Origin of the sequence: Salinicoccus sp. Bachu38 (assembly GCF_038561955.2) — a bacterium.
GTDB classification, from domain to species: domain Bacteria; phylum Bacillota; class Bacilli; order Staphylococcales; family Salinicoccaceae; genus Salinicoccus; species Salinicoccus bachuensis.
Genome location: NZ_CP138333.2, coordinates 1,156,409 through 1,180,359, shown reverse-complemented (window position 1 = coordinate 1,180,359; position 23,951 = coordinate 1,156,409). Strand labels below are relative to the sequence as shown.

Sequence of the window (23,951 nt, the reverse complement as noted above, 5' to 3'; positions counted from 1 at the left end):
ATTTCCTGGGCGTTTTAGAGATTATACTAATATTTTATCATCGTCCTTGCTCTTTTCCTCATATACCGTCAGGGCGCCATCCGCACTGCGCAGCTGGCGCTTCTTCAGTATTCCCCATAGCTGCAGTGCGATGAAGAGTGAAGAATAGATGCCGCTGATCAGGCCGACCAGTAGGGCGATGGAGAAGTTCAGTATGGCGGTGCTTCCGAAGAGCACAAGGAATACCACCACGATGATGACCGTAAGGACCGTATTGACGGAACGGGTCAAAGTCTGTTTGAGGGAACGGTTGATGATTGTATCAATTTCCTCTTCCCTATGGATGACCTTGAACTTCCTCAGGTTCTCCCTCACCCTGTCGAATGTGACGATCGTATCATTGATCGAGTAGCCGACGATCGTCAGCACTGCCGCAATGAAGGTGATGTCCACTTCCAGACGGAAGATGGAGAAGACGGCCACCATGATGAAGGCATCATGGATGAGGGCGAGTACACTCGGCAGGGCCATGCGCCACTCGAACCGTATGGAGGCATAGAGAATGATGCCGACAGAAGCAATGGCGAGTGCGATGACCGCATTCTTGGCCAGCTCCTGACCGATGACCGGGCTTACCGTACTGATCGCCGGTTCGCTGCCATAGAGGTCATCGAACGTGCTCTGCATCTCGGTGACGGAATCCTGCGGGAGGTTTTCCGTATAGCGTACGACCACCATGTCCTCCCCGGACGTCGTGATGCTGTCCGGCGGCATGTCCATCGCTTCAAGCTCCTCTTCCACCTGCTCCACTGTCGCTTCGCCGTCAGTCTGTATATCGGCTCTCGTACCACTTGTGAAGTCGATGCCGAGGTTCAATCTGAAGATGGACAGGATGATCAGCCCGATCAGAATGGTTCCCAGACTGAATGCAAAGAATTTCTTCGCATGACCGACGAAGTCGAAGCGGTCCCATGGCGTCGTCAGATCTTCTATATCCTTGCCTTCATTGATGTTGAACCTGCTCTCATCCTTCACACCGAACCATCCAAGCCGCTTATTGAAGAAGCCCGACTTGATCAGCATTGACAGCAGGAAGCGTGTCAGGAAGACCGCAGTGATGAAGCTCATGATTATGGAAAGCAGCAGCATGGTCGCAAACCCTTTCACACTGCTTGTACCGAAGATGAACAGTACGACTCCGGCAACCAGAGTGGTGATATTCGCATCGACGATCGTCCATAATGAAGCCGCAGAAGCCCTCTTATAGGCCTGCTTCAGATTCCGGCCGATGCGCAGTTCATCCCTTATGCGCTCGTACATGATGATGTTGGCATCCACCGCCATCCCCACACCGAGGATGAGGGCTGCGATGCCCGGGAGCGTCAATACCCCGCTGATCATGTTGAACCCGAATATCGTCAGATAGATGTAGATTGTGAGTGTCACTGCAGCAACAACACCCGGCAGCCTATAGAATGCAATCATGTATAGGAATACCAGTGCCACACCAATCAGGCCGGCAGTGACCGTTTCATCCAGCGCCTGTTCACCGAACTGGGCGCCGACGGAAGTCGAATAGATCTCCGTCAGTTTCACCGGCAGGGCGCCGGAATTCAGCAGGGCGGCAATATTCTGTGCACGTTCCAGACCTTCCTGGCCGGAGAAGCCGCCTGAAATCATGACATCAGAGGAGTTGATCGGCTGGGATACGCTCGGGGCAGAGATGAATTTGGGGTCCTCCTTCTGGACCTCCTCTTCAAAACTGTCCTCCCCTTCCTCAAAGTCCATCCAGATGACCATCAGATTCTCTCCCGCCGGACGCTCGGAAATCTCTTCGGTGATTTCCCTGAACTTGTCCGGATCTTTCAGTTCGAGCGAGACCATCGGCTGGTTCATTTCATCGAAGTTCTGGCTTGCACCGCCCTGCACAAGGTCGGAGCCGTCCAGCAGGACATTGTCATCGACATCCCGGATCGTCAGTTCAGCCTGAGTGCTGAGCAGTTCCCGTGCTTCCGCCTGGTCTTCGACCCCTGCAAGCTGGACGCGTATCCGGTTGCCCTCCTCAATCTGTATGTTCGGTTCCGAAACACCGAGCACGTTCACCCTCGAATCGAGGGTCTGGGCAGTGCTCTGAACCGCCGTATCATCGATTTCATCGCCTTCTTCCAAAGGTTCGACCTGATACAGCACTTCAAAACCGCCCTGGAGGTCCAGGCCGAGATTGACATTCCTGACAAGATCCTTGGCGGTCAGGCCGACGACTGTCAGGAGCAGCACGGCCACCAGGACAGCAGCTATGATTCTATTCGTTTTCACTTTCAAAAAAACACACCTCGATTATATTGTAAGTCCTCAACGTTTCAATTATAACTGTTACCACCAAAAATTAAAATGAAAAAAGCTGGCTCCATGAGCCAGCCGATTGTCTTCCTATTTTACGATTTCTTTAAGCGCGACACGCTCAAATTTGAGTACTGCGCCGTTCACATCATCCGTACGGATGTACATGTGTTTCTGGTCGAACGATTCCACTGTGCCATGGATACCGCCTATTGTGATGACTTCGTCACCTTTTTGCAGGTTTGACTGCATGTTCTGAACTTCCTTCTGCTTCTTCTGAGCCGGACGGATCATCAGGAAGTACATTACCAGGATGAGTACCAGAAACGGCAGGATGGCCATAAAGAATTCCATCTATACATCTTCTCCTCTGTTAGAAATTTTTCGGATTTTCAACGTTCAATCCGTATGATTCGAAAAATGCTTCTTTAAAATCCATCAATTGATCATTTAAAATCGCAGTTCGAATATCCTCCATCAATTTTAGCAGAAAATAAAGGTTATGATAAGTGGTAAGCCTCAATCCCAAAATTTCATCCGTTTTGAAGAGGTGGCGCAAGTATGCCTTCGTATAGTTGCGGCAGGTGTAGCAGTCGCACCCTGGATCGAGCGGTGTAAAGTCACGTTCGAACTTCTTGTTCTTGACGACGACCCGGCCCTTCGACGTCATCGTCGTGCCGTTCCGTGCAATACGGGTCGGAAGTACACAGTCGAACATGTCTATGCCCCTGATGACGCCTTCAATCAGGGCATCGGGCGAGCCGACGCCCATCAGATACCTCGGCTTGTCCTCAGGGAGGAACGGTACCGTCTCCTCAAGGACACGATACATGATCGGTTTCGGCTCACCGACGGAAAGGCCGCCGATCGAGTAGCCCGGGAAGTCCATCGCGACGAGCTCCTTTGCACTCTGGGCGCGGAGGTCGCTGTATTCCCCGCCCTGTACGATGCCGAAGAGGGCCTGGTTCTTGTCATGCCCCTCTTTGACATGGTGGTTGAGGCAGCGCTCCGCCCAGCGGGAAGTCCGTTCGATGGAATCCTTGACATACTTCTTCTCCGCCGGGAACGGCGGACACTCATCAAACGCCATCATGATGTCCGATCCGAGATCATGCTGGATGTCCATCGCCTTTTCCGGGCTCAGGAAGAGTTTGGAGCCATCCAGATGGCTTCTGAAGTGGACGCCCTCCTCCTCGATTTTGCGTCTGTCGCTCAGGCTGAACACCTGGAAGCCGCCGGAATCCGTCAGGATGGGCCTGTCCCAGTTCATGAACTTGTGGAGGCCGCCTGCCTCCCTGATGATATCACTGCCGGGCCTCAGCCATAGGTGGTATGTGTTGCTCAGAATAATCTGGCTGCCGATGTCCGCCAGTTCCTCGGGTGTCATCGTCTTCACAGTCGCCAGGGTCCCTACCGGCATGAAGATCGGTGTATCGATCGTGCCATGCGGAGTATGCAGTTTGCCGATGCGGGCACCGGTCTGCTTGCATGTCTTTATATGTTCATATCTTATTGCCATCTAGTCTTCATCCTCATATATAATCATTGCATCTCCAAAACTGAAGAACCGGTATTTTTCATCGATCGCGTGCTGATAGGCCTTCATGATTGTCTCTTTATCACTGAAGGCACTCACCAGCATCATCAGGGAGGATTTTGGCAGGTGGAAATTCGTAATCAGCGCATCGATCGCCCTGTATTGGAAGCCCGGGTAGATGAATATATCCGTAAACCCGCTCGCTTCTTCAAATCTGCCGTGGTCGCGCATGATCGTCTCGAGCGTCCGTGTACTCGTCGTACCGACGCTGACCACCTTCCCTCCATTTTCCCTGACTTCGTTAAGTATGGAAGCCGTCTCACGGTTCATGATATAGAATTCGGAGTGCATCCTGTGATCCTCGATGTTCTCCTCACTGACCGGCCTGAAGGTGCCGAGGCCCACATGCAGGGTGATATAGGTGATATGTACACCCTGCTCCCTGATACGCTCGAGCAGCGCTTCCGTGAAATGAAGGCCGGCCGTCGGCGCGGCAGCAGAACCCGTATGTTTGGCATACACCGTCTGGTACCTGTCCTTGTCCTGAAGTGTTTCCTTGATGTATGGCGGGAGCGGCATCTCCCCGAGTTCATCCAGTACATTCTCAAGCAGCCCCTCGTGATGGAGGCTGACATGCCTGATGCCCTCATCGAATGTGCCTGTGCATACCGCTTTCAGCAGCCCATCACCGAAGTCGATTTCCGTCCCCTCTTTGACACGCTTGGCCGGACGTATAAGCACTTCATACCCATCTTCGATCGGTTTGAGCAGCAGCATTTCTATTTTTGCGCCCGTATCACTCTTTACACCAAAAAGTCTCGCCGGCAGCACTTTCGTATCGTTGAGCACCAGTGCGTCACCCGGATTGAGATATTCCGTAATATCCTCGAATTTCGCATCCGATACGGTGCCGGTCGCCTTGTTCAGGCCGAGCAGCCTGCTCTGCGCCCGGTCTTTCAGAGGGGTCTGGGCGATGAGCGATTCAGGAAGCTCAAAATCAAATTCGTCGAGTTTCAAAACCTATTCCTCATTTCTAAATATATCCATCTGTGATTTTCCATTAAAGTAGTCGTAGCTTTTGGCTGTCGCCTTCCGCCCTCTCGGCGTCCGTTCCAGGAATCCCTGTTGGATCAGGTACGGTTCATACACATCCAGAAGCGTCACCACTTCCTCGCCGATCGACACGGCCACGGTTTCAAGGCCCACCGGTCCACCACCATAGGTGTTCAGGATCGTATTCATGATCTTGTGGTCGATCGGATCCAGCCCGCTCGGGTCGACCTCCAGCACCTTCAGTGCGTGGTTCGTCGTCTCCAGGGTGATGGACGGCTCCTTTTTCACAATCGAGAAGTCCCGGACACGCCTGAGCAGCCGGTTGGCGATCCGCGGGGTGCCCCGGGAACGTCTGGCGAGTTCCATCGCACTGTCATCATCGATTGCGACTTCAAAAATATCCGCTGTACGATTGACGATGGTGACCAGACTGTCGATATCGTAGTATTCCAGCCTCAACTGGACACCGAAACGGTCACGAAGCGGGGCCGAAAGGCTGCCGAAGCGGGTCGTCGCCCCCACCAGCGTGAATGGGGGCAGGTCTATCCGGATGCTTCTGGCCTCCTCGCCCTTGCCGATGACGACATCCAGGAAGAAGTCCTCCATTGCTGAATAGAGGATCTCCTCCACTGCACGGGGAAGCCGGTGGATTTCGTCGATGAACAGGACATCCCCCATTTCAAGGCTCGACAAAATCGCCGCCAGATCCCCGGCGCGTTCGATTGCCGGTCCGGAAGTCGTACGTATGTTCACACCGAGCTCATTGGCGATGATGTTGGACAGTGTCGTCTTGCCGAGCCCCGGGGGACCGTGCAGGATGACATGGTCCAGCGCCTCTTCCCTGATCCTTGCCGCCTCGATGAAAACGTTCAGATTGTTCTTCAATGTCTGCTGACCGATATACTGGTTCAGATATTCCGGCCTGAGCGACATTTCCAAATGTTCTTCATGCTGCTGCTTTCCTTCATCTAAAATGCGATCATCCATAATAGCACCCCATTACTGAACTAGGTATTTAAGCCCTCTTTTTACTGCTTCGTCCACTGAACTGAAAGATTCACTGCCCAGGTTCTTCTCAATGCGCTTGAGCTCACGCTTGCTGTAGCCAAGCGCCTCCAGTGCCAACAGGGCTTCGCTGATGAAGTGGTCATTGTCATCCACAGCAGGTGCCTCAGGAGAAGCCTCCACATGTCCAAGCTTGCCTTTGAGATCAAGGATGATCTGGCTGGCCGTCTTCTTGCCCACGCCCGGAAACTTCTGCATATACTTTTCGTCTTCCGCCTCGATCGCTCCGACGATTTCATCCGGAGTGGAGGCTGCAAGGATGGCCATCGCACTCTTCGGCCCGATGCCTGTGACCTGCAGCAGCGACTTGAAGAGGATCTTTTCATCCCTCGAGTTGAAGCCATAGAGTGTATGGCTGTCCTCTCTCACAATCAGTTCCGTGTGGATCTTCACTTCGCTCTCTTTATTATGCTCAAAGCGAAAAGGATTGGGCACCATCATCAGGTATCCGATCCCATTCGACTCCACAGTGATATACTGCGGTTCCACTTCCTTCAAAACACCAATAATATACTGATACATCAAATCACCATCATTCTACGAATTCGAATTCTCCTCCGAGTATCCTTACAGTATCGCCCGTCTGGATGCCGCGCTCCCTGAGCGCATCATCGATGCCCATCGAGCGCATCTGCCTGGCAAATCTCCTGACGGCTGCATCACGGTTGAAGTCGGTCATCTTGAACATGCGCTCTATGGCGTCGCCGACAACCACATAGGCACCATCATCATCCCGCCTGATCTCGAATGCATCCGGGTCCTTCTCGTGACGGTAGACCACACGGTGGTCCGTCTCCTCTATGACTTCTTCCTCTTCAGTTGTCTCTTCGAGCAGGTCTGCGACCCTGTAGAGCACAGTGTCCAGGTTCTTTCTCGTCGCTGCCGATATCCTGAATATCTCCTTGTCGTCACCTACGGCTTCAGTGAAGCGGTCGAAGACCTCTTCATCCTCCACCAGGTCGACCTTGTTCAGCACGATGATTTCAGGACGCTTCAGAAGATTTTCGTTGTACAGACCCATCTCATTGCGGATGATCCTGTAGTCTTCGACTGCATCCCTGCCCTCAAGACCACTGATGTCGATCACATGTACGATGACCTTCGTACGCTCGACATGGCGCAGGAACTGGTGGCCGAGCCCCGTACCTTCGGAAGCCCCTTCAATCAGTCCCGGCAGGTCGGCCATAACGAATGAACGTCCATCTCCAGTTTCAACGACACCAAGGTTCGGTTTGATCGTCGTGAACGGGTAATCGCCCGTCTTCGCCTTCGCTTTTGACACCGCACTGAGGATCGTGGATTTGCCTACGCTCGGGAAGCCGACAAGGCCTACATCAGCCAGCAATTTGAGCTCCATGATTACATCGAGTTCGTCGCCCGGTTCACCGTTTTCAGCAAAATCCGGTGCCGGGTTCCTGGAAGAGGCGAACCTTGAATTTCCGCGTCCTCCGCGGCCGCCCTTCGCCACGACTGCCCGCGCACCATGATGGACGAGATCTGCAAGCGTCTCGCCCGTATCCTTCCTTTTGACAATAGTGCCCGGCGGCACTTTCAGCACCATCGGCTCACTGTTTTTTCCATGGGCATTGGAGTTCATCCCATTCTGGCCACGCTTCGCCTTGAAATGGCGCTGATAACGAAAATCCATCAGTGTCCTCAGCCCTTCGTCGACTTCGAAAATGATGTCCGCACCATTGCCCCCGTCGCCGCCGGACGGTCCGCCGAGCGGCACATACTTCTCACGTCTATATGCGACAAGGCCATTTCCGCCATCGCCGGCTTTTAAGTATATATCTACCTGATCTATAAACATTGTCTCACCTCTATCCTTAAATATTATAGCATATCAATTTCAACACACTTAAATAAAAAGGACACCAGCTTTGCTGATGTCCATTCGTTTCATTATTTTGCTTCCTTGTATACGGAAACGCGTTTCTTATCGCGACCCAGACGCTCGTATTTTACAACGCCGTCGATTTTGGCGAAGAGTGTATCATCGCCACCGCGACCTACGTTTTCACCCGGGTGGATTTTAGTTCCACGCTGACGGAAAAGAATGGAGCCGCCTGTAACGTACTGGCCATCCTGCCTTTTCGCACCAAGACGTTTGGATATGGAATCACGACCGTTTTTCGTTGAGCCTACACCTTTTTTGGATGCAAAGAATTGAAGATTCAGTTTAAGCATTGCTTTCACCTCACTTGAATAATAATCTGATATGTTCACCGTATTCTTCTTCTATCGTTTTTAAAGAAATGATCATGCTTTCAAGCAGTAACTGCAGTTTTGCATCGTCCGGCTCTTCGACTTTGAATTCGAAATAGCCGGTCTCTTCCTCCATATTAACAGAAGGATTGGCTTCCGTCATATTGAGGATTGCATTTACAGAACCGAAAACGACTGCTGAAGCGCCGGCGCAGACAATGTCCTTGCCGTGTTCATCGAACTGGGCGTGCCCTTCCATTTTGAAGGATGTAACCTGTCCGTCATCGTTTATGTTGAATTCTACATTGATCATTACGCGTCGATCTTATCAACAGTCAGCTTTGTATATGGCTGACGGTGTCCTTGTTTACGCTTGTAGTTCTTTCTGCGCTTGAATTTCACCACGTCGATCTTCTTGCCGCGACCGTGCTTTTCAACTTTCGCTGATACAGTCGCGCCTTCAACTGTCGGTACACCGACTTTGACGGAATCTCCTCCTACGAAGAGCACTTTGTCAAAAGTGAAGGTTGCTCCTGCTTCTGCATCGATTTTCTCGACGTAGATTGTCTGGCCTTCTTCGACCTTGAGCTGTTTACCACCTGTTTCGATAATTGCAAACATACTTACACCTCCTGATTTAAAATAAGACACGCCATCTACAGGTGGATATGCATCACTTGAACCTGTAATTGAGCGGTTGATGTCTACATTATCACCAACCACTGCATTATACCAACCGCGTTCCGGGCTGTCAATGCTTTGGCAGTACCTCTTTTCTGATTCTGGAAGTTTTCAGGGCGATGATAAAAACCAGAATGAAGATCAGTGCATTCAGAAGCAGACTCGGTGCGGCCCTGAGCGCCAGGTAGTCGAATGCCGGCAGATCCACCATGTCAAGCAGCCTATAGATGAAGAATATATATACATCATAAAAAAGGGTGAGGAACAGCACGACGAAGGCCATGGCGACAAAGTCCTTATGGAACACCCTGAAGGCAGTGTGCATGAACAGGACGAACGCAACCATTCCAAAAGTATGGATGCCGTAGATCGACCCTATGTACAGATCCAGCATGGCACCGAAGATGACGCCGATCAGAACGCTCATTTGGGGACTGGCATAGACGGAAACGAGCAGTATGAACATCAGCAGTGCACGGGGGACGAAATACACCTCGACCCCGCCGAGCGCCATCGGACTGAATTCTGCAAACAGGAAGTCCACATACATCAGCAGGAATGAAAATAGAAATATTATGATTGCCCTCATGCTATTCCTCCATGGACTCCGGATTTCTCTCGATGATGAAGACGACATCGACATCGTCGACATTACCCTTCATCTGAACATAGGCATTCTGGCTCAGTCCATATTCGTCATTTTGGACCTCCATCACAGTGCCGATCAGGAGCCCTTCAGGGTAGTTGCCCACGAGTCCGCTCGTGAGCACCTCGTCCCCCCGGGCAAGTCCGCTGCGGTTCTTTATATTTTCAATGACCAGAAGGTTTCTTTCCGTATCATACTCTCGTATGTTGCCATAGATCGGATTCCCTTCATGCATGATCTCCACCGACAGGTTGTTCTGTGAAACGGAAGTCGTCAGCATTTCGACATAGCTGGAGCCGCCGTTTGCGCGTACCACTGTGCCGATCAGCCCCTCTGTCGTCATTACAGCCATGCCTTCATCGATGCCATCTGCCTCCCCCTTGTCGATTGTAAAATTATCCAGCCACTGGTCCGGGGAACGCGAAATCACCCGGGCGTTGATGCTCTCGTAGGATTGCTTGGAACTCACTTCCAAAGCCTCCCTCAGCTCCTCATTCTCCGTTTTAAGGCGTTCCAGGTCCGCCTGCATCTGGGGAAGCATCTCCAGTTGCGCCTTGAGCTGCTCGTTTTCCTCAACCGCATTGAAGCTTCGCCTGATGCTCGTGAATATGCTGCCTGCGAAGTTCAGCGGTGCGTCGATGATCATCTGGGAGCCGGCAGCAGCATCGGCAGTGAACTGTTCAGCTCTGGTTGTCGAACTGCGGTCGGTGATCGAAAAGCCGATCAGTATAATGAGTATGATGATGCCGAATAGGATGATCAGCATGCGGTTACGGTTGAAAAGCCTGTTCACAGTAGAGCGCCTCCATTAAATCGTTGATATATGATAAAAGAATACCATAGACGGTCGTTTCTGATAAGCATATGTAAAACAAAAAAATAGAGAGGCGGCAGCCTCTCTACAACAGATAAGATAATAATATATATGATATCTAGAACAAGAATGGATCTGTTCTATCAAAGCCACGATTCGCGATGGACATCACTACTTCATGACTTGTTATGTCGTTTTCATTACATCTATTATAGTACATGTATTTCCGCATGCTTTCAAGGGGTGATCTGCAATTAAATGTTGTACTTTTCCACATTACTGCCATAGATGGCGGATGTTTCCAAATCGTGAAATGATATTTTCCAGCACCTGGTCACTGACGGCAAGCGAAATTCTGATGTAGTCCCGTCCCCTCGATCCGAATGGAATGCCGGGAGTCACGAGGATGGACTGGTCCTTCAGGAGAAGGTCCTTGAAGGACTCCCCATCATGGCCTTCCGGCACCTGGATCCAGCCGAATATCCCGCCTCTGATGGGATTGATCGGGATGCCCATTTCTGTAAATGCCCCAGTCACGCGGTTACTCCTCCGCCGGAACTTCTCCTCCTGGCGCGGCAGTATCTCTGCTGCATTCTCCAGTGCCGTGACGGATGCATCCTGCAGAACACCCCACATGCCGGTCTGGGTATGGTCCTGATACGTATTGATCGCTTCGATCATCTCATGGTTGCCGACCGCAAACCCCACACGGAAGCCGGACATGTTGAATCCCTTGGAGAGCGAGTATATTTCGATTGCACACTCCAGGTCCGGGTCGCTTTCAAGTATGCTCGGATGAGGGCCTCCGAAAGAGAACGGCGCATAGGCGAAGTCATGCACGATGCGGGTCTTCGTGTCTTTGAATTTCTCGATCGTGCGGTCGAAAAAGCCCCTGTCTGCGACGGCACCGAGCGGATTGGACGGGTAGTTCAGATAGACCAGCCGGGCATTTCCGAGCTCAACTGCCGGGAGGCTGTCATAATCGGGCAGATAATCATTTTCCGGCAGAAGCGGAAGATCATACACTTCCCCACGTGCCAGCCTGACCCCGGCTGCATAGTCCGGATAGCCCGGATTCGGCAGATAGACGCCCTCCCCGGGTTCTATGAACATCATCGGAAACTGGACCAGGGCGCTTTTCGTACCATAGAGGAGCGCAATATTGTGCTCCGCGAGTTCGATGCCATACTGGTCAAGATAGAATCTGATGATCATATCCTTGAAGGACTGCTTTCCCCTGAAAAGGCCATACCGCTGATTCTCTTCCTTATATAGTGCGTCGGCCGCCGCATTCAGAATCGGCTCCGGAGTCTCGCCGTCCGGAATGCCGACTGCCAGATTGATCAGCGGCAACGGACCCTGTTTCGCATCACTCGACATCGCTGTTTTGAAGTAGCTTGGTGGTATGCTGCTGAGCAGTCTGTTTGCCATCAGAATCCCTCCGGTTTGTCGAATCCCTGGAACTGGTTGTCTATCGTCCGCTTGAAATGATCTGATTCAACAGCCTGGACAAGGGCACGGGCAAGTTCCGTATCCTCATCTTCTGCATTGATGACGATCTGGTTTCGGAAGTTCTCGTTCATGTTCTCAAGCTGCAATGCGTCTGCCAGGTCCATACCGCTTGCCAGGGCAAAGTTGCCCGGTACGAGCGACAGTCCGATCTGGTCCACACTCCTCGGCAGCTGGCCCGAATCCTGGTAGACGAACTCCAGGTTCTTGTTGTTCTGAAGAATATCCGCTTCTTCGATGGCCAGCATGTTGGCATCTTCAGCGATTTCTACAAGTCCTGCGTCCATCAGCGTCTGGAATCCTCTTGAGGAATTGACCGGATCGAGCGGCAGAGCGACTTCGCTGCCATTTTCAATCTCCTCGATAGAGTCGTATTCGCTGGAATAAAGACCCATCGGTGCCGTCGGCACCTGGATCAGATTGATGAAGTCAGTGCCATTCTCGTTGTTGAAATCCTGCATGAAGGATTTGTTCTGATAGAGGTTGGCATCGAGGTCGCCATTATGCAGCGCATTGTTCGGCTGGATGTAATCCGTATATTCGACGATCTCCACCACATACCCCTGCTCTTCGAGTGCCGGCTTCAGGGCGAAATTCACCATATCACTGTACGGTCCCGTTGATGCACCGATTGTGATGACCTCGCCCTCCCCTTCATAGAGCAAGGCACTCGATCCGATGATCACTGCCATTGCCGAAGCAAGAAATATCAATATTCCACGCATATCAGTTCCCCTCCTGTCTTTGGCTCAAGTAGTCTCCGATGAGCTGGATCAGCTGGACGATGATGATCAGTACGACGACCGTCGCCACCATCGTCACCGTATCATATCGGTAGTAGCCGTATCTGATGGCAAGGTCGCCGATGCCGCCCCCGCCGACGACGCCTGCCGTTGCACTGAAGGCGACGATGGAGATGATCGTCAGCGTAATCGCCTGGGTGATGCCGCGTTTCGATTCCGGTATCAGGACGTCCGTGACGATCAGCCATAGGGAGGCACCTCCGGCGATGCTCGCTTCGATGACGCCCGTATTGACGCCGTTGAAGCTCGTTTCGACGAGCCTTGCGAACAGCGGAATCGCAGCGAGTGACAATGCCACGCTTGCAAATACCGGGCCATGTGAACTGTTCGTCAGCCACGTTGCAATCGGCATGATGGCGACGATCAGTATGATGAACGGGAACGAGCGGATCACGTTGGTGACTGCACCCAGAAACTGGTTCAAAGGCTTTATCCGGAACAGCAGCGGGTTCGCCGTGATATAGAGCAGTATGCCGAGCGGGAGCCCGAGCAGCACCGCAAAGAAAATGGAAATGGACACCATCAGTGTCGTCTCAAGCAGTGCACGGTAGAGGAGCGGTGCAATCTCAGTCAATCTTTGCATAGATTCCAGCCCTTTCTATTCCTCTGGATTCGTCGATGAAGCCCTTCAGCCGGATGATCTCCCCCGGTTCGCCTTTTACGTGCAGCATCAGAAAGCCGAGCGGCATATCATGTATGTATTCGATGCGGCCGTTCAGAATGCTGATGTCACACTCAAAGTGGCGGTAGAGCTGATTGACATAGTTCGCTTCGGCGTGCTCATTGAGGAATTTTATGGTGATCACTTCCGAACGTTCGTTCACGTCGATATGGGGCGGGATGGTGAAATCATATATATCCTGTACGAACCCCTTCGTCACATCATGCTCGGGATGGCTGAATATGCTGTATACATCATCCATTTCTACAATTTCGCCTTCCGTCATGACCCCCACACGATCTGCAATCTCCTTTATGACCTCCATCTCATGGGTGATCAGCACGATTGTGATGCCAAGTTCCCTGTTGATCCGCTTCAGAAGCTTCAGGATCGTCTTCGTCGTATCTGGGTCGAGTGCACTGGTTGCCTCATCACACAGCAGGACGTCCGGATGGTTCGCCAGGGCCCGGGCAATGCCGACACGCTGCTTCTGGCCGCCGCTCAGATTTTTCGGGTAACTGTCCACCTTGTCACCGAGTCCCACAAGATCAAGAAGTTCCTCGATGCGTCCCCGCGTCTTCTTCCTGTCATACCTGCTTGCCTTCAGCACGAACTCTATATTCTGATAGACCGTTTTCGATTCAATCAGATTAAACTGCTGAAAGATCATGCCGATCTTCTGCCGCCGGATCCTGAGATCATCTCCCGACAGGCTTCCAAGTTCGGTTCCGTTCACATTCACTTTACCGGAACTCGGGGCTTCCAACAGATTAATCAGCCTGAGCAACGTACTCTTTCCCGCTCCACTGAAACCGATCAGTCCGAATATCTCCCCGTCCTCTATCGTCAGGGAGAGTTTCTTCAGAGCCTCGATTCTTCTCCCCTTGACCTCATATGTCTTCGACACATCTTCAAGCACAATGGCCATTCCATCACTTCCTTCCCAAAATAAAAAGCCCTCTGCCCAATGGCAAATGGCTTCAATCGTTTATCTGCCAAGCCTGAGGCTTGCGGGATTTAGCACAGTGCCTCCCGGCCTGTTGCTGAAGCTTCACAGGGCCCAATCCCTCCACTTCTCTGGATAAAAGTATTCAATTGAATGCTCATTACTCTACATGAATTGGCGAGATAAGTCAAATTTCAGACAACTAAAGTCTATTCAGCCATAATTGCCGTCAGGCTCGCCCTGAAAATGTACAATATTCATAACAGACTGGGCTGAAGCACGAGGGGCAATGTTAAAATGGAAGTATAAAGCCAGGTATTATCCAATGGTTTGATATAGATGAATCTTTCGTTGCCGGGAAGAGAGGGTCCTTTACGTAGTTATAAATAATTTTACTGCAATCAGAAGAGGATTGCTTTGTGCAAGAGAATATTTTGAAAGAACGGGGGAAGGTAATGAATAAAAAGATAAGTACTGAAGGAGCGTTGCAAATCCCTAAAATTCTGCATGAGCTATTTGGAAGAAGAACAACAAAAGCAGAATTAACAATTGTCTTGGCCAGTTGCCTCATCCTCTCATCTTTCCTGCTGTTCTACACATATAACGAATGGTCCGGGCTTACAGTATGGAAAACGGCACTACTGATTATACTTACAGTAGACATAACCGGCGGTGTCACAGCTAATGTTACAAAAGGGACGAATGCATACTACCAGACAAGCCATACAGCAAGATTAGTTTTTCTAGGAGTCCACATCCAGCCACTGATACTGGGATGGCTGTTCGGCAATTTGCTTTTGTCCACGGCCGTTTGGCTCTTCGCCATCGCATCTGCCTGGATCATTACCCATATTGGGGGGAGAGGGATTCAGCGTACCGCTGGGATGGCGTCAGCTCTAACAGGAGTAGGTGCACTCATCCTACTGGCGGATACTCACCTTATTCTAAATGCTCTGCTCGCTTTATATATATTGAAGCTTGTTTTCAGCTTTGCGGTTGACCACGATAGAAACTGAGGATGCTTATGATCAACACACCTATACGTTAAGAATGAAAAGCAGTGCACTGCCAAGTGAAGTTCCTTTGCCTCTGTTGCCAAAAAGACCATCTGCCCAAATGGCAGATGATCTTTATCTTGCAGGATGGAAGGTTGTCATACTTGGCACAATGCCTGATCAGTTTTATACAGAAGTCTCGAGCTTCATGATATTTTTCATGCATTCATCGTTCGTGGCTGACCGAGCTGCATGGTGTACATCTTGGCGTACTCCCTGCCTGACTTGAGAAGTTCTTCATGACTGCCCTGCTCGACAATACGGCCGCCATCAAGCAGCAGAATCTGATCCGCATGCTGGATCGTCGAGAGCCTGTGCGCAATGATGAATGTCGTCCTGTTCCGGCTTACGACCTTCATGGCATGCTGGATCATCTGCTCCGTCTCCGAATCGATGTTGCTCGTCGCTTCATCCAGTACGAGCACCTTAGGGTCGAACACCATGGCACGGGCGAATGAAATCAGCTGCCGTTCCCCGAGGGACAGTGTCGATCCGCGTTCTGCAAGCTCTGTATGAACTCCCTCCGGCAGTCTGGACAGCATTTCGGCACCACCCACGCTCACGAGCGCCGCCTCTGCCTCCGCTTCAGTAATGTCCGCATTGTTCAGTCTGAGATTGAACAGCAGCGTACCGCTGTAGATGAAGGGATCCTGGAGCACAATCGACATGTGCTGCCTCAGCGACTGCTTGCCGATGGTATGGGTATCCCTGCCATCGAACCGTATGGTGCCTTCGGTCGGATCGTAGAACCGCATCAGCAGATTGATGATTGAACTTTTGCCGGACCCTGTATGGCCAACAAGTGCCACCGTCTCTCCCGGTGATACTTCCATATTGATATCCTCAAGCACCTGGTGTTTGCCGTCATATGAGAAGCCGACCCGTCCGAAGGCAATATGTCCGTCAAATTGACCCAGCACACCTGTGTCATTCTTTTCAGCCTCCGCATCCAGCAGTTCGAACACTTTAATTGCCGCCACCCGTGCCTGCTCATATATATCCAATTGGCGGATGATCTCGAACAATGGATTGAAGTAACGTGTAATATAGTCGACCAGGATGTACATCGTCCCGACCGACAGCGCCGCCGACCCGTCGAGGAAAGCGGAGGCGAATATATAGACCGTCACGGCGAACAGCAGGGACCGGAAGGTTCCCATAAGATTCTCTCCGGTGGCACTTTCAAGTCTGATCAGGCTGTTCGAACTCCTGACGTATCCATCGTTCAGGTTTTTGAATTCCTCCGTCACCTGAGATTCCCGGTTGAAGACCTGGATGATCGGCATGCCGCTGATCGACTCGTTGATCATGGCGTTGATGTCGCTGTTCCGCTCCCGCCGCATATGATTGTATCCTTCCGAGTACTTCCTGTAGAGCGTCATCCAGATGACTACGAGAGGAATGACCATAAGCATGGCAAGTCCCGCCCAGAAGTTGATGAAGAATGTCACTGCCGTAATGCCGCCGATGGTCAGGGTACTCACCAAGAACACCGGCAGCACCTCTGAGAACATGTGCAGGATGGATTCCGTATCGTTCGTTATTCTGGCGACCACCTTTCCGGCCGGCAGGTCGTCGAAATAGCGGATCGGCAGCTTCTGCACATGACGGAAGACATCATTGCGAATTTCCTGGACTACAAGGGCTCCCGATTTCTGCAGCACGATTTCCTGGAGGTAGCTGAAGATTGCATGCAGTATCTTGATGGCGAGAAATACCCCAAGCAGCTGATAGATGGGAAGCAGTTCAATTTCCCCCGTGCCCTCCTGTATGTGTCGATCGAGTATCAGCATCGCAATGAAGGGTCCCAGAAGTTCGAAACCAACCATGAGTATCATCAATGAAATCCCCAGAATGAACTGCCTTCTGAACTTAAGGGCATAATCAATCAGTCTTTTCATTTCCCTCATGTCGATGCACCGCCCTTCAGATAGTATTCATTCTGCCGGCTGTACCAGCCGCCTGAGACCGAAAGCGTCTCGTGCGTGCCCGTCTCGATGATCCGTCCATCATCCAGGACGACGATCAGATCGGCATGTTGGATGGCGGACAGCCTGTGTGTCACGATGATGGTCGTCCTATCCGTCCGATTCTTACGGATGCTGTCGATGATCCGCTTTTCCGTTTTTGCATCCACAGCACTGAGGGCGTCATCCAGAATCAGTATATCCGGATCCCGGATCAGACTCCGTGCAATGGAGATCCGCTGTTTCTGTCCGCCGCTCAGGGCAATGCCCTTTTCACCGACCATCGTATCGAGCCCGTGAGGCATCCGCTTGAGGTCCTGGTCGAGTGCACTGAGACGGATGGCGCTCTCAAGCTGTGCCTCCGTCGCCTCAGGATTTCCGAACAGTATGTTCTCCCGCACCGTCCTTGAGAAGAGGATGTTCTCCTGGGAGACATACCCCACCTTCTCCCGCAGCGTACTCCGGTCAAGTTCCGATATCGGCCGGCCATCAATGACCAGGCTGCCCTCACCTCCCGGGTAGAACTTCAGAAACTGTTTGATGAGCGTTGATTTGCCGCTGCCCGTCCTCCCCACGATACCGAGCGTCTGGCCGCTTCTGAGCGTGAACGATACATCATCCAGGTTCGTTCTTCTACTCAGCGGATACTGGAACGAAACGTGGTCGAAATCCATATTTGATTTCTGGATTCCATGCACGCCTTGATCATTCACATCATCCTCCGTATCCAGAACACTGTTGATGCGCGTCAGCGAGGCATTCCCCCGCTGCATGACATTGAACAGCATGCCGACGGCAAACATCGGCCATATCAGCATGTTCAGATAGACATTGAAGGCCACGATGTCTCCGATAGATATGAGGCCGCGGTTCGCAAGCACCGCGCCATAGCCGAACGCCACCATGAAGCTGAATGTCGTGACGATGATCGTCAGCGGCTGGAATAGTGCATCAAGACGCTCCACCTTTATGAACTTCTCCAGATAGTCGTCCGTCATCCCCCTGAACCGCCTGTTCTCGGCCTCCTCCTGCACATAGCTCCGGGTGAGTTTCACCCCTTCCACGATTTCGAGCACCGAATCATTCATCGATCCAAATGCCTCCTGACTCTCCGTATGCGCCGCATTGATCCTTTTGCCGAGCCGCTGCTCGACAATCGCCAGAATCGGCAGCGGCAGCAGTGCAAAGAAAGTCAGCTGCCAGGAAATCGTGAACCCCATGACCAGTATGATCGTCAGCATGAAAGTCGTCGCATCCACCAAGGTCAAAAGTCCCATGCCCGCAGCCTGGTTCACGATCTTCAGGTCGTTCGTCGCCTTCGCCATCAGGTCACCCGTCCTATTGCGTTCATAGAAGCTCGGAGACATGAGCAGGAACTTCCGCATCAGCTTCATCCTGATGATGCTTTCGATCTTCACCGCCCCGTCGAAGAGCAGATAGGACCATAGGTATGTCGCCACGTAAGTCAGTACCGTCACCACGATGAACACACCGACCAACTGCCACATCAGGCGCTCCGTCATTTCCCCACCGGCAATGAAATCGATCGTCCAGCCGATCAGCTGCGGTGGAATGATTTCAAGGATATTCGCCACAAGCAGTACAAGTACGATTGTCGTATACTTCCATTTATTCTCTCCAAAATACCATTTCAATTTCCATAGAAAATCAAACATGATATCACCACCCTGTCTGAAACCAGGGAGTCAATCCACAATTACAGTCGATGGTCCCCTCTGGTTTTCCTTGTTGTGTAATTCGTTGGTGTCATAGCATCAAACTGTCTTGTGCAAATTGAAAATACCACATCATCAGCCCCTTTTTTACGGAATTTTCTTAAAAATGACGTCAAAAAAAGTGCGCACTCTATTTGTGCACACTGGTTTCAGGCATAAAAATAGAGAGGCGGCAGCCTCCCTACAACAGATAAGAAATAATATATATGATATCTAGATCCAATCGGAATGATTAGAATCTATCAAAGGAGGCAACACTATGAAATTGGTTTATGGATGAAAGAATTACATTAATCATCAGGTTGTCCTCCTTGTTATGTCATTTTTAAGTCATATTTATAATATCCTAAACTATTTCGGTTTTCAACAGAATTTACAAATATTACAGATTTGTAATCGATTTGTAATGTTTAAAATCGCACTTTACCAATCAGAAGTGAAGAAAAGATCGTATTTCCCATAGTCTATGAACTTGGCATGATAGAAATCGCCTGCCGCCTGGTTGATATAGTTGTGGTATATCCGGTCATACTCATACGAACCAAAGAATGGACCGGGAAATACAGGCATAAGAAGATGCGATTTTTCAGGAGAATGACGAACCTCATTAAGCAGCAAGTATAGCTCATTTACCATCTCTACCGATAATTTGACCCTATCACAGTTTCCAAGGCTGAAATTTTTTACAAAGTAACCCTGCAGGGCGTTAAACTTCCTATAATAACTATATTCGATGACTTCATTGGTCTCACGTTCCTGGAGATATAAATACATATCCAATCCCATATACCCACTCCTTATTTAATGAAATTCATTTCTTTTAAGCTGATATATTTTCCAGAACCAATAATGATGTGATCAAGAAAATCGACCCCTATCATCTCTCCACATTCATGAAGCCTCCTTGTTACTTCTATATCCTCCCTGGAAGGCGAAGGATCTCCACTTGGATGATTATGGACACATATGATTGCTGCTGCGCTTCTTTTCACAGCTTCCTTGTACACTTCTCTTGGATGAACGATGGAGGTGTTCAATGAACCTTTGAACATCGTTTCCTGGTGTATCACCATATTTTTGGTGGATAGATATAGAACTACGAAATGCTCCTGCTGAAAATACCTCATCTTCTCCATCAGAAGATCACTTACATCATCCGGGCTCTTGATGAAAATATCCTCTTCAAGTGAGTGGGTGTGCATTCTGATTGCAAGTTCAATTACAGCAAGGATGGTTATGGCCTTGGCTTCCCCTATACCCTTTACACTGATCAATTCCTGATAGGTCAGTCCTCTGAGTTCACGTATGGTCTTCATGTCTTTTATGATTCTATTGGCCACTGTAATACTCGATTCTTCCCTATTGCCTGTATTGATGATAATGCTTAACAGTTCCTGATTGGTAAGTTTGTCGGGCCCGTAGTTCATCAACCTTTCCCGAGGTTTATCAGAGTCATGCATTTCTTTGATTAATAGTGTCATAGGAACCCTCCGAAATAGATTGTATTTATTTCTTCATAAAGGATGAACGATAGGATGAGTGCGTTTGTTATAAAGGGGACAAGTGGAATTTTGCGTGGCATATCACTCCTGTAGAAATGCAGAATGATGATAAATAATCCTCCAATTATATAGGTGAGAAGAATTGTATAGACGAAAAAGTTGACCGGCGTAACCAATGTGATTACTGTGAACAACTTGATATCTCCATAACCTACAGAGTCTGAAAACAGGAAATAGAACAAGTGGAGAAGAATGATGATGACTACATCTTTAAATGGTTCGATATATGATAAATCCGTCAAAAAAAGCCCAGTAAAGAGAAACAGTAAGCTCATATGGTTTGGAATCGTAAAAGTCTTGAAGTCATTCAGAGCAATCGGTATAAGTATAGTGACCATAAGATAATACAAGGTGAGATCCTTAAGTGACAAGTCATAAAATAAAGGAAGAAGATAAAAGAAAATCAATAAAACCTCGCATATGAAAGCACCTATATCAATCTTGCTCCTACAATATGAACATTTACCCCTGAGCAGTATAAAACTGACGACTGGAATCAATTCCGACCATTTCAAAGTATAATGACAACTATCACATCTACTTCTTCTGTATAGAATACTGAAATGCTTTGCTTCTGTAACTGCATACATGAATGATGCGCATATACCACCCAACAATATGATCCAGATCATATTCCGCCTCCTCTACTACAAATATATTACCTCCGATGATTTTTGTTGTAAAAATCCAAAAACGACAAAACTCAGCCTTTCCTCCGCATTTATTCTTTTTCTGATTCCATAGGACCGCAGATTCATCATTTCTGCACTGATCATTCCAAAAATTACACACTTTGCGATTTAAGAATTACTTAAGAATTACGTAAGGGATATTTCATCTCTCCTATGTAAGATGGAGCCATCTCCAAAAGAACAGGAGTTTTGATTATGAAAAAGAATAGTTTGAGGGTTCGGACCGCGAGAGGTATATATCTATTACTGGCAGTTCTTTTCGCACTCTGTGTCACGGTTCAAGTTTTCATCGCGGGGATGGCGGTCTTTGACGATCCGGTACACTGGATGAACCACATGATGTTTGTTCATATGTTTGGATTCAATCTGCCAATCATCATGCTGATATTTGCATTTGTCGGCTCCATGCCGAGGTGGGTGTATTGGCAGCTGTTTGGGATTCTTGTCTCGGTATTTCTGATGTACTTTACTGCGAACATTGGAATCGATGGCATTAACGCCCTTCACACAGTCTTTGCCATTCTGCTGTCCATGCTCTCGGTTTGGATTGTGGTGAAAAACTTCAAATTGGTATTTGGAAATGAAAAGGAGGAAATGTTATGAGAATATTTCTGGCTATGATCGTCGGTGTGGTCGGCGGTTTCATACTTGGAATTGCACTCTCCAGTATGATTGGTGTACTCGGCATGATGGTTTTCAATCAGCCGGTCGGCATCAAGTATCTGCCCTACTTCACTGCATTGGGTTGCGCAATACTGGTCCCGATGATCGATCACAAAAGTGTGCATTCAAAATGACTAATGGTAGGCTGCCTTTGATGGTAGTCCTATTTTTATATTTTGACCATGTGGTTATAATGGCATTAACGTAAAAAATTTAGGCAGGTGGTATCCTTGTCAATTAAGAAACGGCTCCTCTTCTCGAATGTCGGCATGATTATCATCCCTATCCTCGGTTTCTTTCTGATTGAAATACTTCTCGGCTACATATTGTTCGCCGTATTCAATGGAAACCCCGAAGGCTCGGACATGACCCTCTTCCTTGGCCTGAGATTTGCGGCAATGATTCTGGTACTCGTCATAACAAACGGTCTTTTGACGTACTATGTATCAAGAAGCATCCTCAGACCCATCAATGAATTGTCCCATGCTGCTAAAAGAATCAGTGAAGGAGATCTGGGATACAGTGTAGAAACAGAACGAAAAGATGAACTGGGTGAACTCGGCAATACATTCGAAGCCATGCGGCTGAAGCTGAATGCTGCCAGGAAAAGGCAACGGGCGTACGAAGAGAACAGACAGGAGCTGCTTGCAGGCATCACCCATGACCTGAAGACCCCTCTCACCTCGATCAAGGGTTATGTGAAAGGCATCCAGGATGGTGTCGCAAACACTCCTGAAAAGATGGAACGCTATATCGACACCATTTCAAAGACGACAGATGATATGGATCGGCTGATCGATGAACTGTTCCTGTATTCGAAACTCGACTTGGAGCAATTGCCCTTCCATTTCGAAAGCATCGACCTTCTCCCGTTCCTCACGGACATGCTCGAAGATGTATCATTCGACCTTGAAAAGGGGGGAGGCAAGGCAGTACTTTATGCCAATCCAGCAGATGACTTTACTGTATATGCGGACAGGGACAAGCTGAAACGTGCCTTTTCCAACATCATACAGAACAGCGTAAAATATATGGACAAGGAGCGGAAGAACATCGAAGTGCATATGGCTTCAAATGAGAGGAATGTCACCGTTGAAATAAGGGACAATGGGAGCGGGGTATTGGAAGCCGACCTACCCTATATTTTCGAAAGCTTCTACCGTGCAGACGCATCTCGGAATTCCACCACCGGAGGAAGTGGTCTCGGCCTGTCCATAGTCAGGAAAATCATGGATGCGCATGGCGGGACTGTCCGGGCTGAAAGCTGTCTGGGCGAGGGAACAAGCATTTACTTACAATTTGAGAAGGTGAAATAAGTGACAAAGGTACTGATTATAGAAGACGAACAGAGTATTGCAGAATTGGAACGGGATTATCTTGAAGTGAATGGTATCGACAGCGACATCGCATCAGACAGCAAAGATAGCATGAAGTTCGCACGTACCGGAGCATATGACCTTATCCTCCTCGATCTCATGCTTCCCGACATCGACGGATTCGAGCTGTGCAGGCAGCTCAGGGACTTACTTGACATCCCCATCCTGATGGTTACGGCAAGAAGAGAGGACATCGACAAGATACGGGGATTCGACCGGGGCGCAGATGACTATATCGTCAAACCCTTCAACCCAAATGAACTCGTCGCCCGAGTCAAGGCCCATATCTCACGATATGACCGGCTGAAGAATAACCAGAAAGATTCAAATGAAATCCAGATTGGCAGCCTCCTCATCCAACCCGATTCACGTAAAGTAATGATAAACGGTGAGGAAAAGATTTTTACAGCGAAAGAATTCGACCTGTTGAAGTTTCTTGCCGAGAATCCGAACATTGTTTTCAGCAAGGAGCATCTGTTTGAACGCATTTGGGGCATAGACGCCATCGGTGACAACTCCACCGTCACCGTCCACATCAGAAAGATTCGCGAGAAGATAGAAGAAGACCCCTCCACCCCTAAGGTCATAGAGACCATTTGGGGTGTGGGGTATCGCTTTAGGAAGTAATGAATAGTAATATGCTGTTCTTGATTTTTCT

At 49.6% G+C, this 23,951-nt stretch carries 26 protein-coding genes, 1 riboswitch and 1 other annotated feature; of the genes, 5 read left to right on the top strand and 21 right to left on the bottom strand.

What is annotated here, in order from left to right; translation table 11 throughout:
• Positions 1-21 precede the first annotated feature (21 nt).
• From secDF to RQP18_RS05755, 16 genes are all read right to left on the bottom strand, one after another.
• The gene (gene secDF / locus RQP18_RS05830) at positions 22-2,301 is read right to left on the bottom strand and encodes a protein translocase subunit SecDF (protein WP_342389213.1); all 2,280 of its coding nucleotides are present in this window, start codon (positions 2,299-2,301) and stop codon (positions 22-24) included.
• A gap of 108 nt (positions 2,302-2,409) precedes the next feature.
• The gene (gene yajC / locus RQP18_RS05825; protein WP_342389212.1) at positions 2,410-2,673 is read right to left on the bottom strand and encodes a preprotein translocase subunit YajC; all 264 of its coding nucleotides are present in this window, start codon (positions 2,671-2,673) and stop codon (positions 2,410-2,412) included.
• A 19-nt stretch (positions 2,674-2,692) separates the two neighbouring features.
• Positions 2,693-3,838 carry a tRNA guanosine(34) transglycosylase Tgt gene (tgt, locus tag RQP18_RS05820; RefSeq protein WP_342389211.1) on the bottom strand — a complete coding sequence of 382 codons (1,146 nt, stop codon included), beginning with the start codon at positions 3,836-3,838 and terminating at the stop codon, positions 2,693-2,695.
• On the bottom strand, positions 3,839-4,873 hold the full coding sequence (gene queA / locus RQP18_RS05815; protein ID WP_342389210.1) for a tRNA preQ1(34) S-adenosylmethionine ribosyltransferase-isomerase QueA: 1,035 nt from the start codon (positions 4,871-4,873) through the stop codon (positions 3,839-3,841).
• Positions 4,874-4,876: 3 nt separating this feature from the next.
• Positions 4,877-5,896, bottom strand: a complete 1,020-nt coding sequence (ruvB, locus tag RQP18_RS05810; protein WP_342389209.1) for a Holliday junction branch migration DNA helicase RuvB — start codon at positions 5,894-5,896, stop codon at positions 4,877-4,879.
• 12 nt (positions 5,897-5,908) lie between these two features.
• Positions 5,909-6,496 carry a Holliday junction branch migration protein RuvA gene (ruvA, locus tag RQP18_RS05805; protein WP_342389208.1) on the bottom strand — a complete coding sequence of 196 codons (588 nt, stop codon included), beginning with the start codon at positions 6,494-6,496 and terminating at the stop codon, positions 5,909-5,911.
• A 10-nt stretch (positions 6,497-6,506) separates the two neighbouring features.
• Entirely contained in the window at positions 6,507-7,787 is a 1,281-nt protein-coding gene (gene obgE, locus RQP18_RS05800) for a GTPase ObgE (protein ID WP_342389207.1), read from the bottom strand.
• A 92-nt stretch (positions 7,788-7,879) separates the two neighbouring features.
• Positions 7,880-8,164, bottom strand: coding sequence for a 50S ribosomal protein L27 (rpmA, locus tag RQP18_RS05795; protein ID WP_040105534.1), 285 nt, complete (start codon positions 8,162-8,164; stop codon positions 7,880-7,882).
• A 10-nt stretch (positions 8,165-8,174) separates the two neighbouring features.
• Positions 8,175-8,495, bottom strand: a complete 321-nt coding sequence (locus tag RQP18_RS05790) for a ribosomal-processing cysteine protease Prp (protein ID WP_342389206.1) — start codon at positions 8,493-8,495, stop codon at positions 8,175-8,177.
• Positions 8,495-8,803 (bottom strand): 50S ribosomal protein L21, encoded by a 309-nt coding sequence (gene rplU, locus RQP18_RS05785; RefSeq protein WP_031548843.1) that lies wholly within the window; start codon positions 8,801-8,803, stop codon positions 8,495-8,497. Before rplU ends, RQP18_RS05790 begins: the two co-directional genes overlap by 1 nt.
• 14 nt (positions 8,804-8,817) lie before the next feature.
• Positions 8,818-8,891, bottom strand: a sequence feature (ribosomal protein L21 leader region).
• Positions 8,892-8,933: 42 nt separating this feature from the next.
• Positions 8,934-9,452 carry a rod shape-determining protein MreD gene (gene mreD, locus RQP18_RS05780; RefSeq protein WP_342389205.1) on the bottom strand — a complete coding sequence of 173 codons (519 nt, stop codon included), beginning with the start codon at positions 9,450-9,452 and terminating at the stop codon, positions 8,934-8,936.
• A 1-nt stretch (position 9,453) separates the two neighbouring features.
• Positions 9,454-10,302, bottom strand: coding sequence for a rod shape-determining protein MreC (gene mreC, locus RQP18_RS05775; RefSeq protein ID WP_342389204.1), 849 nt, complete (start codon positions 10,300-10,302; stop codon positions 9,454-9,456).
• A 297-nt stretch (positions 10,303-10,599) separates the two neighbouring features.
• Positions 10,600-11,754 (bottom strand): aminotransferase class I/II-fold pyridoxal phosphate-dependent enzyme, encoded by a 1,155-nt coding sequence (locus RQP18_RS05770; protein WP_342389203.1) that lies wholly within the window; start codon positions 11,752-11,754, stop codon positions 10,600-10,602.
• A complete protein-coding gene (locus RQP18_RS05765; protein WP_342389202.1) occupies positions 11,754-12,557 on the bottom strand; it encodes a MetQ/NlpA family ABC transporter substrate-binding protein in 804 nt (267 codons plus the stop codon). The genes RQP18_RS05770 and RQP18_RS05765 overlap by 1 nt, the downstream gene beginning before the upstream one ends.
• A gap of 1 nt (position 12,558) precedes the next feature.
• Positions 12,559-13,218, bottom strand: a complete 660-nt coding sequence (locus RQP18_RS05760) for a methionine ABC transporter permease (RefSeq protein ID WP_031548829.1) — start codon at positions 13,216-13,218, stop codon at positions 12,559-12,561.
• Positions 13,202-14,224: a methionine ABC transporter ATP-binding protein gene (locus RQP18_RS05755; RefSeq protein WP_342389201.1), complete on the bottom strand. Its 1,023-nt coding sequence runs from the start codon at positions 14,222-14,224 to the stop codon at positions 13,202-13,204. The genes RQP18_RS05760 and RQP18_RS05755 overlap by 17 nt, the downstream gene beginning before the upstream one ends.
• A 57-nt stretch (positions 14,225-14,281) precedes the next feature.
• A riboswitch (SAM riboswitch) is annotated at positions 14,282-14,384 on the bottom strand.
• A 313-nt stretch (positions 14,385-14,697) separates the two neighbouring features.
• Here RQP18_RS05755 and RQP18_RS05750 point away from each other — a divergent pair.
• On the top strand, positions 14,698-15,258 hold the full coding sequence (locus RQP18_RS05750; protein WP_342389200.1) for a hypothetical protein: 561 nt from the start codon (positions 14,698-14,700) through the stop codon (positions 15,256-15,258).
• 197 nt (positions 15,259-15,455) lie between these two features.
• On the opposite strand, the gene RQP18_RS05745 is transcribed toward RQP18_RS05750, so the two are convergent.
• The 5 genes from RQP18_RS05745 to RQP18_RS05725 form a co-directional block, all read right to left on the bottom strand.
• On the bottom strand, positions 15,456-17,198 hold the full coding sequence (locus RQP18_RS05745; protein WP_373446141.1) for an ABC transporter ATP-binding protein: 1,743 nt from the start codon (positions 17,196-17,198) through the stop codon (positions 15,456-15,458).
• A 5-nt stretch (positions 17,199-17,203) separates the two neighbouring features.
• Positions 17,204-18,940 (bottom strand): ABC transporter ATP-binding protein, encoded by a 1,737-nt coding sequence (locus RQP18_RS05740; RefSeq protein ID WP_342389198.1) that lies wholly within the window; start codon positions 18,938-18,940, stop codon positions 17,204-17,206.
• A gap of 483 nt (positions 18,941-19,423) precedes the next feature.
• Positions 19,424-19,786 (bottom strand): hypothetical protein, encoded by a 363-nt coding sequence (locus RQP18_RS05735; RefSeq protein ID WP_342389197.1) that lies wholly within the window; start codon positions 19,784-19,786, stop codon positions 19,424-19,426.
• An 11-nt stretch (positions 19,787-19,797) separates the two neighbouring features.
• Positions 19,798-20,481 carry a RadC family protein gene (gene radC, locus RQP18_RS05730; protein ID WP_342389196.1) on the bottom strand — a complete coding sequence of 228 codons (684 nt, stop codon included), beginning with the start codon at positions 20,479-20,481 and terminating at the stop codon, positions 19,798-19,800.
• Positions 20,478-21,194 carry a prepilin peptidase gene (locus RQP18_RS05725; RefSeq protein WP_373446140.1) on the bottom strand — a complete coding sequence of 239 codons (717 nt, stop codon included), beginning with the start codon at positions 21,192-21,194 and terminating at the stop codon, positions 20,478-20,480. The genes radC and RQP18_RS05725 overlap by 4 nt, the downstream gene beginning before the upstream one ends.
• 255 nt (positions 21,195-21,449) lie before the next feature.
• Between RQP18_RS05725 and RQP18_RS05720 the strand changes: the two genes are divergently transcribed.
• The 4 genes from RQP18_RS05720 to RQP18_RS05705 all read left to right on the top strand — a co-directional run bounded on the left by RQP18_RS05720 (position 21,450) and on the right by RQP18_RS05705 (position 23,920).
• Entirely contained in the window at positions 21,450-21,857 is a 408-nt protein-coding gene (locus RQP18_RS05720) for a DUF6220 domain-containing protein (protein ID WP_342389195.1), read from the top strand.
• The gene (locus RQP18_RS05715; protein ID WP_342389194.1) at positions 21,854-22,051 is read left to right on the top strand and encodes a DUF5957 family protein; all 198 of its coding nucleotides are present in this window, start codon (positions 21,854-21,856) and stop codon (positions 22,049-22,051) included. Before RQP18_RS05720 ends, RQP18_RS05715 begins: the two co-directional genes overlap by 4 nt.
• 96 nt (positions 22,052-22,147) lie before the next feature.
• Positions 22,148-23,233 carry a sensor histidine kinase gene (locus RQP18_RS05710; protein WP_342389193.1) on the top strand — a complete coding sequence of 362 codons (1,086 nt, stop codon included), beginning with the start codon at positions 22,148-22,150 and terminating at the stop codon, positions 23,231-23,233.
• A complete protein-coding gene (locus RQP18_RS05705) occupies positions 23,234-23,920 on the top strand; it encodes a response regulator transcription factor (RefSeq protein ID WP_342389192.1) in 687 nt (228 codons plus the stop codon).
• The last annotated feature ends 31 nt before the right edge of the window (positions 23,921-23,951 follow it).

What these genes read in the sequence shown, in the direction of transcription:
- yajC (WP_342389212.1), bottom strand. Translation starts at nt 2,673, where the DNA reads ATGGAATTCTTTATGGCCATCCTGCCGTTTCTGGTACTCATCCTGGTA.
- tgt (WP_342389211.1), bottom strand. Translation starts at nt 3,838, where the DNA reads ATGGCAATAAGATATGAACATATAAAGACATGCAAGCAGACCGGTGCC.
- ruvB (WP_342389209.1), bottom strand. Translation starts at nt 5,896, where the DNA reads ATGGATGATCGCATTTTAGATGAAGGAAAGCAGCAGCATGAAGAACAT.
- ruvA (WP_342389208.1), bottom strand. Translation starts at nt 6,496, where the DNA reads ATGTATCAGTATATTATTGGTGTTTTGAAGGAAGTGGAACCGCAGTAT.
- obgE (WP_342389207.1), bottom strand. Translation starts at nt 7,787, where the DNA reads ATGTTTATAGATCAGGTAGATATATACTTAAAAGCCGGCGATGGCGGA.
- rpmA (WP_040105534.1), bottom strand. Translation starts at nt 8,164, where the DNA reads ATGCTTAAACTGAATCTTCAATTCTTTGCATCCAAAAAAGGTGTAGGC.
- RQP18_RS05790 (WP_342389206.1), bottom strand. Translation starts at nt 8,495, where the DNA reads ATGATCAATGTAGAATTCAACATAAACGATGACGGACAGGTTACATCC.
- rplU (WP_031548843.1), bottom strand. Translation starts at nt 8,803, where the DNA reads ATGTTTGCAATTATCGAAACAGGTGGTAAACAGCTCAAGGTCGAAGAA.
- mreD (WP_342389205.1), bottom strand. Translation starts at nt 9,452, where the DNA reads ATGAGGGCAATCATAATATTTCTATTTTCATTCCTGCTGATGTATGTG.
- RQP18_RS05770 (WP_342389203.1), bottom strand. Translation starts at nt 11,754, where the DNA reads ATGGCAAACAGACTGCTCAGCAGCATACCACCAAGCTACTTCAAAACA.
- RQP18_RS05765 (WP_342389202.1), bottom strand. Translation starts at nt 12,557, where the DNA reads ATGCGTGGAATATTGATATTTCTTGCTTCGGCAATGGCAGTGATCATC.
- RQP18_RS05760 (WP_031548829.1), bottom strand. Translation starts at nt 13,218, where the DNA reads ATGCAAAGATTGACTGAGATTGCACCGCTCCTCTACCGTGCACTGCTT.
- RQP18_RS05755 (WP_342389201.1), bottom strand. Translation starts at nt 14,224, where the DNA reads ATGGCCATTGTGCTTGAAGATGTGTCGAAGACATATGAGGTCAAGGGG.
- RQP18_RS05750 (WP_342389200.1), top strand. Translation starts at nt 14,698, where the DNA reads ATGAATAAAAAGATAAGTACTGAAGGAGCGTTGCAAATCCCTAAAATT.
- RQP18_RS05745 (WP_373446141.1), bottom strand. Translation starts at nt 17,198, where the DNA reads ATGAAAAGACTGATTGATTATGCCCTTAAGTTCAGAAGGCAGTTCATT.
- RQP18_RS05740 (WP_342389198.1), bottom strand. Translation starts at nt 18,940, where the DNA reads ATGTTTGATTTTCTATGGAAATTGAAATGGTATTTTGGAGAGAATAAA.
- RQP18_RS05735 (WP_342389197.1), bottom strand. Translation starts at nt 19,786, where the DNA reads ATGGGATTGGATATGTATTTATATCTCCAGGAACGTGAGACCAATGAA.
- radC (WP_342389196.1), bottom strand. Translation starts at nt 20,481, where the DNA reads ATGACACTATTAATCAAAGAAATGCATGACTCTGATAAACCTCGGGAA.
- RQP18_RS05725 (WP_373446140.1), bottom strand. Translation starts at nt 21,194, where the DNA reads ATGATCTGGATCATATTGTTGGGTGGTATATGCGCATCATTCATGTAT.
- RQP18_RS05720 (WP_342389195.1), top strand. Translation starts at nt 21,450, where the DNA reads ATGAAAAAGAATAGTTTGAGGGTTCGGACCGCGAGAGGTATATATCTA.
- RQP18_RS05715 (WP_342389194.1), top strand. Translation starts at nt 21,854, where the DNA reads ATGAGAATATTTCTGGCTATGATCGTCGGTGTGGTCGGCGGTTTCATA.